The 10897-nt window shown below is 64.4% G+C and carries 13 protein-coding genes and 2 pseudogenes; 2 read left to right on the top strand and 13 right to left on the bottom strand.

Annotation, left to right across the window (positions count from 1 at the left end):
- Positions 1-220, bottom strand: a 220-nt coding sequence (locus IEW19_RS22670) for a recombinase family protein (protein WP_188573807.1), incomplete at its 3' end; no start/stop codon positions are given.
- A gap of 393 nt (positions 221-613) precedes the next feature.
- Here IEW19_RS22670 and IEW19_RS22665 point away from each other — a divergent pair.
- Positions 614-1686: pseudogene (locus IEW19_RS22665) on the top strand (IS701 family transposase); the annotation flags it as partial.
- Between the two features lie 210 nt (positions 1687-1896).
- On the opposite strand, the gene IEW19_RS22660 reads toward IEW19_RS22665, so the two are convergent.
- From IEW19_RS22660 to IEW19_RS22640, 5 genes are all read right to left on the bottom strand, one after another.
- Complete coding sequence (locus IEW19_RS22660) at positions 1897-2589, bottom strand: haloacid dehalogenase type II (protein WP_188573806.1); 693 nt, start codon at positions 2587-2589, stop codon at positions 1897-1899.
- A gap of 96 nt (positions 2590-2685) precedes the next feature.
- Positions 2686-3210: a redoxin domain-containing protein gene (locus IEW19_RS22655; RefSeq protein WP_188573805.1), complete on the bottom strand. Its 525-nt coding sequence runs from the start codon at positions 3208-3210 to the stop codon at positions 2686-2688.
- A gap of 35 nt (positions 3211-3245) precedes the next feature.
- A complete protein-coding gene (locus tag IEW19_RS22650) occupies positions 3246-4349 on the bottom strand; it encodes an oxidoreductase (protein WP_188573804.1) in 1104 nt (367 codons plus the stop codon).
- 243 nt (positions 4350-4592) lie between these two features.
- On the bottom strand, positions 4593-5384 hold the full coding sequence (locus IEW19_RS22645; RefSeq protein ID WP_188573803.1) for a VOC family protein: 792 nt from the start codon (positions 5382-5384) through the stop codon (positions 4593-4595).
- Between the two features lie 204 nt (positions 5385-5588).
- The gene (locus tag IEW19_RS22640) at positions 5589-6371 is read right to left on the bottom strand and encodes an IclR family transcriptional regulator (protein WP_188573802.1); all 783 of its coding nucleotides are present in this window, start codon (positions 6369-6371) and stop codon (positions 5589-5591) included.
- A 262-nt stretch (positions 6372-6633) separates the two neighbouring features.
- On the opposite strand from IEW19_RS22640, the pseudogene IEW19_RS24365 reads away from it, so the two are divergent.
- Positions 6634-6780: pseudogene (locus IEW19_RS24365) on the top strand (helix-turn-helix domain-containing protein); the annotation flags it as partial.
- Positions 6781-7073: 293 nt separating this feature from the next.
- Here the strand turns inward: IEW19_RS24365 and IEW19_RS23810 are convergent.
- The 7 genes from IEW19_RS23810 to IEW19_RS22605 all read right to left on the bottom strand — a co-directional run.
- Positions 7074-7697, bottom strand: a complete 624-nt coding sequence (locus IEW19_RS23810) for a hypothetical protein (protein WP_229748712.1) — start codon at positions 7695-7697, stop codon at positions 7074-7076.
- Positions 7694-8116: a DUF4383 domain-containing protein gene (locus IEW19_RS22630; protein ID WP_188573800.1), complete on the bottom strand. Its 423-nt coding sequence runs from the start codon at positions 8114-8116 to the stop codon at positions 7694-7696. Before IEW19_RS22630 ends, IEW19_RS23810 begins: the two co-directional genes overlap by 4 nt.
- A 273-nt stretch (positions 8117-8389) precedes the next feature.
- Positions 8390-8620 carry a sigma factor-like helix-turn-helix DNA-binding protein gene (locus tag IEW19_RS22625; RefSeq protein WP_229748713.1) on the bottom strand — a complete coding sequence of 77 codons (231 nt, stop codon included), beginning with the start codon at positions 8618-8620 and terminating at the stop codon, positions 8390-8392.
- A gap of 28 nt (positions 8621-8648) precedes the next feature.
- Entirely contained in the window at positions 8649-9167 is a 519-nt protein-coding gene (locus tag IEW19_RS22620) for a hypothetical protein (RefSeq protein WP_188573798.1), read from the bottom strand.
- A complete protein-coding gene (locus IEW19_RS22615) occupies positions 9164-9580 on the bottom strand; it encodes an ester cyclase (RefSeq protein WP_188573797.1) in 417 nt (138 codons plus the stop codon). The genes IEW19_RS22620 and IEW19_RS22615 overlap by 4 nt, the downstream gene beginning before the upstream one ends.
- 204 nt (positions 9581-9784) lie before the next feature.
- On the bottom strand, positions 9785-10309 hold the full coding sequence (locus IEW19_RS22610) for a redoxin domain-containing protein (RefSeq protein WP_188573796.1): 525 nt from the start codon (positions 10307-10309) through the stop codon (positions 9785-9787).
- 160 nt (positions 10310-10469) lie between these two features.
- A partial coding sequence (locus IEW19_RS22605; RefSeq protein ID WP_188573795.1) for a hypothetical protein occupies positions 10470-10897 on the bottom strand: 428 nt, incomplete at its 5' end.

The raw sequence follows: 10897 nt of genomic DNA, 5'->3' as shown, positions 1-10897 counted from the left end.
ATCGCCCGAGCCGGTCCAGTGTCGTGATAACGAGGGTGTCACCGTCGATCAGCGCCCGGAGTGCCCGATCAAACTGGGGCCGGGAAGCCCGCGCCCCGGACACACCGTGATCCACGTGAAGGTCATCACGTCGGACGCCAGCGGCGAGCAGATCGGCCTGCTGCCGGTCAGTGGACTGCTGCCGCGTCGAAACACGCGCGTACCCGATCAATTTGGTCATGGGCTCTCCGAGATGTCTCGTAACTAATGGTGAATACACCAATCTAGTCACAAGGTTTCGATACATGGTTACGAGAATCGCAGAGGCCGCCGAGATCCGCGCTCTTCCGGGAAAATGAAGGCCCGGGCTGTGACTTTCAGGGTTTATTGGCAGGATTTTCGCGACGTTATTTGGCACGACAGGCTGAGGATCTGGGGCTTGCGTGTGGACGCGACTAGACAGTCTGCGGCCGGCCGATTGACGGTAGGGATACCCGCGCTGAAGTCGTCGTGGGTGATCATCACCCCACGATTTGTCGTTCTAATCTCGGAGGGCGTGGTCGCCCTCCGCCCGTTGACAATTGCACAGGCCTGACTATAGTTCTGTGCGGATGTACGGGAATGGGCCGATGGTTTGGTCGAGGTCGGGGAGCTGATCGGGGCGACGTTCGCCCGGTCGGAGCCGCGGGCGAACGCGGTGGAGTATGTGCGGGGGCTGATTTCCGAAGAGGAACGGAAGAACTCCTGGACGCTCTCGGAGCGTGCAGGGCACCGGGTTCCGGACCGGATGCAGCGGCTGCTTTCGAGCACGGATTGGGACCCGGACGGGTTGCGGGACGATCTGCGCTCCTACGTCCTGGAGAAGATCGGGGACCCGGACGGGGTGCTGGTTGTTGACGAGACCGGTTTCCTGAAGAAGGGCCGGCGGTCCGCCGGTGTCACCCGACAGTATTCGGGGACCGCGGGGCGGGTGGAGAACTGCCAGATCGGTGTGTTCCTTACCTACGCCACAAAGCACGGCAGGACGTTTCTGGACCGGGAACTCTACCTGCCCAAGGAATGGACCGACGATCCGGACCGATGCGCGGGAGCCGGGATCCCGGAAGAGCGCGGGTTCAAGACCAAGCCGGCGCTGGCCATCGACATGATCGAACGCGCCCTGGACTCCGGGGTCCAGGCGAAATGGGCGGCTGGGGACGCCGTGTACGGCCAGTACCACCGGCTGCGCCGCACTTTGGAGGAACGCGGAATCTACTACGTCCTCGCGGTCCCGGTCTCCCAGCGCGTCGCGGTCAAGGACGACACCTTCCTGGGCACGGAGAAGCGCGCCGACGCGGCGATCGCGGACCTTATCCCGACCGCGTGGCGGACCCGCTCTGCCGGCGACGGGTCAAAAGGAATCCGCGACTACACCTGGGCGAGGGTAAGGATCAACGGCGCCGAAGACGGCCAGGCCGAGCACTGGCTGCTCGGCCGCCGCAACCTGGCCAACCCTTCAGAACTCGCGTACTTCATCTGCCACACCCCAAACGCGTCGCCCTGGCCGAAATGGCCCGGATCGCCGGGATCCGCTGGTCGATCGAGGAAACCTTCCAGACCGCCAAGGGCGAAGCCGGACTCGACCACTACCAGGTCCGCCAGTACACCGGCTGGTACCGCCACATCACCCTGTCCATGCTCGCCCACGCCTTCCTCACGCCGTCAAGGCCAAAAAAGGGGCGCCGGAACCGGGCCGAAAGACCTCGTAGAACTCTCCCTGCCCGAAATCCGTCACCTCATCACACGCCTCGCCTGGGCCTGCCTCCCAGACCCCAAGCACGTCCTGAACCGCTCACAATGGCGCCGAAAACATCAAGCGGACGCCCGCCAGCATCACTACAGAAAGCGACAATCACAAAAACAAACGCGACTGTAGTACTAGGAGCCGCGGTTTAGCCTTCCTTTGTCCAGGGCGGTGACGAGGTCCGGGAGTTTGGGCACCGTGTGGTCGGGCGCCTGGAAGTACTGGGGATACTGGGCTTCGTCACGGTTGATCCAGGCGGTTGAGAGGCCGGCGCGGGCTGCGCTGTGGATGTCCCACGGGTGGACGGCGGTCAGGAGCATGTCATTGGGGCTGGACCCATAGACCGAAGCGGCGTATTCGTAGGCTGTTTTGCTGGGCTTCCACGTAGGGGCATCTTCCACGGAGAGCAACAGCTCGAACTTGTCCCTGATACCGGCGTCGGTGAACAGTTTTTCGGCGATATGAGTGGAGCCGTTGGACAGCGTGACCAGACGGTATCCGGCCCCGTGCAATGCCTTGACACCCTGGACTACGTCGGGGTGCAGGCTCAGGCTGGAGAAGCCGCCCATGACGTGCTCGACCGCGCTCCCGGAGTCCCGGTTCAGTTCCATCTCGTCAAACATTCCGCGGAGGACGTCGGCTCCAATGTCAGGAAATGAACCGTTGTCGCCAGCGGCGGCGAGGGCGAACCCGTCCCTAAGTAGGCTTGCGAACCAGAACTTGGCTAGATGCTCCGGTGCGCCAATGTCGGCGAAGCGTTGGGCCATGGGGGACATGTCGGACAGTGTTTCGTTGACGTCGAAAACAATGACCGAGGGCTTCTTCATAGCGTGCGCTTTCCGTTGGGGCGGGGTTGCCCGTACGCCTCCGGAACTGGCCGAAGGCGTACGAGCCGAGTGGACTACGAATGGGGCTGCGGTTCCTTATGCTGCTCCGCGGGCGGGGTAGTCGTGGTCCTGGGCGTACCGCACGCCAGCGATGATGTCGTCCAGGGACGGCCGGCCAAAGGGCATGGTGGCCGTGCTGGACCAGAACAACGTGCCGTCGTCATCGAGGATGAAGATGCCCGGTTCGTTGAAGAGATCCGGTTCACCGTCCTTGATCGCCCGGGACAGGTTCAGCCCCCATGATCGTGCGGCTTCCTCGGGCAGTCCGTAGGCGACGGGGAGTTTGGACAGGTGCCACTCGTCCACGACGCGGGTGCTCCGCTCGGCTGTCTCCATGCTGACCGCGACGGTTCGACCGATACCGGCCGCCTGCAGATCATCGATCCGCCTGTCGATCTCGGCGAGCTGTTTGCGGCAGATGGGGCAATGCAGGCCCCGGTAGAAGACCACCAGGGTGAAGCGGCCGTCGGCCCCGGTGCACAGCCTCAAGTCGTCGGTGTTTCCTCCGCCGACCAGGTCCAGGCCAAGGTTGGGGGCTTTTTGTGTGGGAAGAAGTGTCATGGATTCGCTCCGATCGTAGGGAGTTGATGCTGACGTTAGGCGGTGGGTTCCAGTTCCCAGTCCTTGAGGTCTGCCAGGGGTGCGAAGACGCTGCCGTCGAGTTCATCGAGGCTTTCGTTGCTGCGTGCCCGCCGGGGCCAGTCGCGGGTAGCGAGGGCTGCCTTGCCCAAGGCGATGACGTCGGCCTGGCCGTCAGCGATCAGGGCCGCGGCTGCTTCCGGTTCATCCAAGTTGCCGTTGGCGATGACCGGCAGGCCCGTGTGCTGCTTGGCGAGGGCTGCAAGTGAGGGCCCTTCATCACCGAAGGCAGGGGCATCGGCGCGGTACTCGGTGGTGTGGATGTAGTCGATACCTGTCGCCGACAGCGCGGTGAAGATCGTTTCTGCTTCCTCTGCACCGCCGGACCACTTGTGGGTGTAGTCGCTGACCTTGCCCTGGGAGATGCGGATCCCGACGGTCATGTCCGGGCCGACGGCATCGCGGACAGCCTGGGCTACCTCAGCCACAAACCGCACCCGATTCTCGGGCGTGCCGCCATACCGGTCGGTGCGCTGGTTCAAGTAGTCCGTGAGGAACTGGTCCAGCAGGTAACCGTTCGCGCCATGGATCTCCACCCCGTCGAAGCCGGCAGCCTTGGCGTTGAGCGCCGCGTTCACGAAGCCTTCGCGCACCTGCTCCATCTGGGCCGGGGTGGCCTCTTCCGGTTCCCGGTACGGGCCTTCGCCGCGGTAAAAGCCCAGCTGCTCTCCCCTGGGGGCGACGGGCGACGGGCCGATGGGGGAGTCAACGAAGCGGTTGCCCTGCGCCTGGGCGCCGGCGTGCATCAGCTGGGCGAAGATGCGCGCACCGTTTGCATGAACCCTGTCAACGACCTTCACCCAGGAATCGGCCTGTTCGGCCGTGGCCAGGCCGGGCTGGAACAGGTAGCCCTGGCTGTGGGCGGTGTCGGTGTAGATGCCTTCGGTGATGAGCAGCCCGAAGCCTCCGCGGGCGAAGCGGGAGTAATACGATGCCATCCGCTCGGTCGCGTGGCCGTGCTCTGTTGCGCTGACCCGGGTCATCGGCGCCAGAGCCACACGGTTGGGCAGCTCTGTGGAGCCGATGCGGAGAGAGTTCCACAGGGGATCAAGAGTGGGCATGTAAATGTCCTTTGCAGTGTTGGGGATGGTTCCTGGCAGGTGCCTTCGTAGAGAAGCCCTCATCAGCGGCAAGACCCAGGCGGGGGATTAAATTCCCCCTGCGCCCGGCTCATCTACGGACGGGCGGGGTTGCGTCGGGGCCAGCGGTGCGGGCCGGGGCGCAGGGTGTTTGGTCTCCCTCGCGGCACAGAAAAGGGCGCACCACTACGTGGGCGCGCCCTATCTGAGGCTATAGCCAGTGTCTTAGGACTCGGTGGCGGGTGGCTGGATGATGCCGAACACTTCGCCCTGGGCCCCTTGCAGGACAGCCATTCTGCCGAACGGGCTGTCGGTGGCGGGGAACAGTACCCGGGCTCCGAGGCCGGTGGCTTGATCGATCGTGGCGTCGGGGTCGGCGACGGCGAACCAGGTCAGCCAGTAGTTGGGCATTCCCTCGGCCAAGGAAGTGTCGTGACTGATGCCGCCGACAGTCTGAGCGTCCGAGGAGCGTTCGATGGTGGCGTAGGTGAAGTCGTCCCCGCCGTCGAGGTCGGTGTAGGTGTAGCCGAAGACCTGCGCGTAGAAGTCCCGGGACCGCTGGTAGTCGCGGGTGTGCAACTCGTTCCAGCTGACGGATCCGGGTTCCCCGTATCGGGCGATGCCGTGATGTGCCTTGGCCTGCCAGAGCCCGAACGCGGCGCCGGCGGCATCGAAGGCCACGGTCATCCGGCCTTGGTCCATGACGTCGAATGGCGGCATCATCAAGGAGCCGCCCGCGTCGGTGATCTTCGCAGCCGTGGTATCGGCGTCGTCAACAGAGATATAGGTGCTCCACACCGATGGCATGGGACCGGCGTTATCGGGTTTCGGGCCGATACCGGCAACGACCGACCCGTCGAGGAAGGCCATGTGGTAGCCGCCGGCACCGGGTCCGGCGTCCTGAACATCCCAGCCGAACAAGGCCGAGTAAAAGTCGGCGGCGGCCTTGACGTCATCCACCTGGGCGTCAATCCAGGTCGGTGTGCCTTCGGGCCAAGGTTCGTTTCGTACGGGCAAGATGATCCCTTTCAGATCGAGTGGCGGCGGCCGACATGGCTGTCGCAGCACCGGCAGGTCACGCTTGGGGGAAGCGCGGCCTGCCGACGCCGCGGCCGAGATCCTTGGGGAGATTCGGCATTCAGCTTTTTCTTAACTGCCCCTCGATTTTGGCAAAGCAGCCATCATGGCGGGTTGCGATTTCCCATTGAACGGGAAGGCTGTTCAGATCCGCCTGGAGGTGAGGAGGATCTCGCGGCTCCGCGGGTCGGGTCCGGAGTCCAGCTGGGTTTTCATCGCTGATGTGATGGCAAATGACGCCGACCTCAGGACGGCTACGGTGAGCGGGATGTTCGCCCCGACTTGGGGAATGACTGCCGTCAGTGCGGCGGGAAGATCCTCCAGGTCGCCCAGCACTGGAACGGAAACCGCTATGGTCCCTTCCGTGAGGATGCCAGGGCGCGTCACAAATCCTTCAGCTCGGGCTTGGGCGAGCACGGCCCGCAAGTCTCCATCTGCGGAGGCGAAGAGGTTCGCCTGGTAGGCGGCGGACTGGTGGGCGAGCAGGATGAGACCCGATGGATTGCCGAGCAGGGGCAGGCGAGCCATTCTCTGCGTGATGTTCGTGGCCGTGCCACCACGTGCCACGCGTTCTAGGTACAGCGTCTGGTCGTGGTCCAGAACCGCCAAAGTGACCTGCTGCTGCAGCACGGCGTGCACCGACTCCATCAGCGGCACCGCGGCATTGCGTAAACCCACATACGACCCGCTCGACACGGCTGCCGCCGGCGACTGCACAAGCGACCCGATCCGCAGGAGACCATCCTCAGTCTTTTCCAGGAACCGGTGCTTGAGAAGATCGACGACAAGGCGCTGGGTAGTTGATACCGGAAGGCTGGCCCGTTGCGCCAGGGAGGTGAGCGTCAGCGCCTCATGATCAGGGCCGAAGGCTGCCAAAAGGCGCGCGAGCCTGGTAACGACGGACTCACCACTGGGGGAATTGGCCATAACGTCTACTTTGCGTCATTCCGCCGGTTTTGGGGATTTCCGTGCCAGCCTTTTCCAGGCCCCGGCCCAACTCTCCCCCAGACGCCGAAATAGTTCATTGTCCGAAAATCAGCGCGAGGCCGCTGTAGCGTGATTCGAGAAGGTCATTGCAGATAAGGCGACAGCCGGCTTGCTGGGCGTATCTCGCGGGCCAGTCAATCGTCTCTATCGGTGGTGGAGGATCCATGGTCGAGGAGCGTTGGTGGCACAGCCGACAAAACGTATGTACTCGTTCGAATTCAAGATCGGCTTGGTCGAACGGTTCATCGCTGGCGAGACTTCCCCGGATCTCGCTGCAGAAGCTGGATTATCCTCACCTCGTCTGCTCGAAACGTGGGTGAGGGCATATCGCCGCGAGGGTGCTGATGCGTTGCAGCCACGGGTTTGTGCCACGCGGAGAAAAAACTGGTGTCTGACCGGTTCGGGGCCGGATCGAAGGAAGTCCTCCACTGCCTGCTCGGCCTGGCTGCCCAGGCAGTCCGCGGCATACAGCTCGGCGAGATCCAGAACGCCGCCGCTGACTATGTCATTGGTAATGTCTTCCATAACTGCTTCCGGCCTGTCATCAGACGACCAAACCGCCGAGTATCCAGCGGAGGTAGAGATTGCATTGGCCCGGGCTGACATGGTCGGGTCCGGCTCTCCCGTGAGCTGTGGTGTGGGTCAGTGGTGGTGGCCGGCCGGGGCACTCGGGGTGCTGCCGCCGTGTTCTCCATGCGGGACGGCGTGCTGCCCGGCTGCGGTTGCGGCCAGGCCGGGGGTGGTGATCGCTGCGACGACGAGGGCGGCAGCGAAGGTCACCATCAGGAGGGGTCCTGCGGCTGCAGGACGATCACCCGGACGGAAGGTTTGGCGGCCCAGCCAGCCCACGCAGCCAAGGATGACCAGCTCCAGGACGGCCGCACTCAGAGCGGTTCCATCGAGTGAGCGGGAAGATCCGCCAGGCCACCAGATCCTCAAGGCGACGGCGGCCAGGTGCAGGAACACCCAGACGGGGGCCACGCGAAGGAGCCCACGGGGCCATGCCGGAGCTCCCGTGCGGAGACTTTGCACCGCCCACACCAGGAGTGCCGCACCCCAGAGGCCGGCAGCGACCGTTCCTGCCATCGCCCAGGGAAGTCCGCTGGCCGTGGTCAGCAACATTGCGCTGGTCCCGAAACTGAGGGTAGCGGCACCCAGACCGGCGAACGCTGCCAGGGTCCTGACGGACTCGCCCAGAAGCAGGCCCCGGACCGGGCTCTCACCCCGGGCCCGGTCCGTTGCCCCCGCCACGGCAGCGTGGTTCATGCCCGGCCGGCCCGCACGGTGGTGCGGCGGTTGACGGTCTTGTCCTGGGAGAGGCCCACACCGAGCAGGAGCACAGCGCTGGCCAGGTGCAGGACGTTGTCCGCGCCGTTCAGGGCGATGATGTTCAAGGACGTATTGAGCAGGAACAAACCCACGATCCCGACCAGAAGGTAAACCGCCCCGACCGTGGTGTTCACCGACCGGGCCGCGGGGACGGACTTCAGGCCCGCGGCCAGCAGGACCGCACCGATGGCAAGGTGGATGACGTTGTGCAGGGGATTCACGGCAAAAATAATCAGGAGGGGTCCTTCGGTCGCGAAGAAGCCGACGCCGGAGGTTACCGCGAAACCGAGAAGACCGACGAGCAGGTAAACGGCACCAAAAATGGTGGCGATCAATCGGTTGGGGGAAGTGCGCATGACACATGGACCTTTCAGAGCGGGGCCCCTCGCAGGTTCAAAGCGCAGGGCCGGTGCTGTCGTGGCCCCCGGACGAGGACCTCAACAACGATTCGGCGCCGCTCTCCCAGCAGATTGGCGCCTCCTCTTATGGGCGTCGGCGTTGACAGCCACTTTGGCGCTGCGGTAATCAGAGGCGTCGGGGGTTTCCACAGGGGATATCAAACTGGCTGCCAGGGGACGCTGTGGAGCCGGCCGGTCACACGTCCCGTTCTCCATCGCCTTTTCGACGGGTCAATGGTGCAGGGCACTGACCGTACCTGCGGGAAGCGGTGATGCTGGTTCGAGTTCCGTTCCGAGCCGTGGCAGGCCCTCTCTAATGCGCCATTTGGTCGTCGGCAATGGCATGGAGAGCTGTTCGGCAACTTCGCGGTAAGTCAGACACCCAAAGTAGGCCAGGACAATGGCCTGACGCTGAATCGGAAACAAACAACCCAGGCTCCGGTGGAGGACTTGTGCTCCCATCCTGTTGATGACTGTCTCGGACACCTCGTCATAAGGCCTGTTCTCGGCGTAGCCCGCCCACCGCATGTCCCGGATGTGGCTCTTGTGGTGAAGCGTGCAGCGCGGCACCTGTCACCATGCCGTAGGCAAGGTGCGGGATGATGTCGCTTGCCCAGTCCGCGGGAGACCATGTGCGTGGATCGGTGATTCCGAGCACGGTCATGGGGCCGTTGCTGCCGATCAGTGCGCCGGCCGCTGCGGCCAGGGAAGAAGCGAGGAGTCCGGGCCGGTATCCGGCTTCCCGGGTAAGCCCGAGGACGGCGCCGACGCCGATGCCGACGACAAGCCCTGTCAGCGGGCCGAGCCCGGCCAGGCGGTTCGTGCGTTCTTCGTCGGTGCCCGGGATCTTGACCCCAGTTATGTCGGCCAACTTTTTGACGGTGGCCTCGGGTGTGTTGCTGGCGGGGCGGGCACGCCAGACCATGTCCAGGTAGGTGAGGGTGTTCAGGGCTGTGGTCCCGGCGGCGCCTGCTGCGGCCCCGGTGGCCAGTGCGCGAATGATTTTCATGGCTGCGGGGCGAGCCCGAGTTGGGTGAGCATGCCCAGCTGGTCGCTGCTTCCCCAGCGTTCGACGAGTTTGCCGTTTTCGAACCGTCCGATCTGCATGCCCCGAACGTTGATGGTCCCTCCGGTGGGCGGGTGGCCCATTAGCGGTCCCTGATGTGTTGCGGTGACCGTGTAGGCGAACGCGACGTCATCGTCGGTGGCGGTGAGGTGTTCGACCTCCAAGTGCAGATCGGGAAAAGAAGAGCGCAACCCCGTGAAGAGGTCCTTGAATCCCTGCGGTCCCGGAACCTGTCCTGGTGCCGGGTCGTGATCGACGCAGCCGGCCGCGACGACGTCGTCGAATTCATCGAAGTTGCCGCTGTTCACGGCGGCGCCGAAACGCTCCTGGGCGTGGATATTGACGTCCCGGGTCATGGATCCTCCGTTTACGGTTATCAGGCCGATCGTGCGGAACAGCCCTCGTTGTTATCTGCCCATCGTAGGCGCCGGTTTGCCTTGGAGCACGGGCAGGGGAGCGGGTTCACCCTTCCCGGGGTCCGGATTTCAGGCGGCCGGTTGAGGCAACCTCCGACGCGCGGGCGGCCCCCAGCTGCGCCGGACGTTGTCTCACCCCGGGCTTCAGGCGGCCCCGCGGGCCGGGTAGTCGTGGTCCTGGGCGTAGCGGACCCCGGCGATGACATCGTCCAAGGACGGCCGGCCGAAGGGCATGGTCGCGGTGCTGGACCAGAACAACGTTCCGTCTTCGTCGAGGATGAAGATGCCCGGTTCGTTGAAGAGGTCCGGTTCGCCGTCTTTGATCGCGTCCGAGAGATTCAGCCCCCAGGCCCGGGCGGCTTCCTCGTCCAGGCCGTAAGCGACGGGGAGGTTGGACAGGTGCCACTCATTCACGATCCGGGTGCTGCGGTCCGCTGTTTCCATGCTGACCGCGACGGCCCGGCCGATCCCGGCAGCTTCCAGGTCCTGCAACCGCTTGTCGATTTCGGCCAGTTGTTTGCGGCAGATCGGGCAATGCAGGCCACGGTAGAAAACAACCAGGCTAAAACGGCCGCCGGCTCCGGTTCCCAGCTTCAGATCATCGGTACTTCCCCCGCCAACCAGGGCGAGGGCGAGAGCGGGTGGTGTCTGTGTCGGAAGAAGTGTCATGGTCTCGGTAACAAGGCCCGGCGCCCGGTCATTCCCTCCCCACCCGGTCCTGCATCAATTTCAAGGCACCGGGGACGCGTCCCGCGTGTCGCTGTTCACGAGAGATTCCCCGGCAAGGGCCGGATGCCAGGTATGGCATCCGGCCCCCGGGTCGGCTGGATTAGCCGCCGAGGATTCCGGTGTTCTTAACGGCGGTGGTGTTCTGGATCGTGCTCGCCACACCAGCGTTGGCACCCAAGTTCAGGCCCAGGTCCGTCGCCGAAGCGAACGAACCACGGTCGGTCCCGGTAGTGCCGTTCTCCTCCGTGGTGTTCTGGATCGTGCTCGCCACACCGGCGTTCGCGCCCAGGTTCACACCCAGGTCCGTCGCCGAAGCGAACGAACCACGGTCGGTCCCGGTAGTGCCGTTCTCCTCCGTGGTGTTCTGGATCGTGCTCGCCACACCGGCGGTCGCGCCCAGGTTCAGGCCCAGGTCCGTCGCCGAAACGAACGAACCACGGTCAGTCCCGGTGGTGCCGTTCTCCTCCGTGGTGTTCTGGACCGTGCTCGCCACACCGGCGTTCGCGCCCAGGTTCACACCCAGGTCCG

It is taken from the genome of Arthrobacter liuii (assembly GCF_014639275.1).
In the GTDB taxonomy this organism is placed as follows: Bacteria; Actinomycetota; Actinomycetes; order Actinomycetales; family Micrococcaceae; genus Arthrobacter; species Arthrobacter liuii.
The sequence above is the reverse complement of the archived record's forward strand: the minus strand, read 5'-3'. Positions and strand labels throughout refer to the sequence as shown.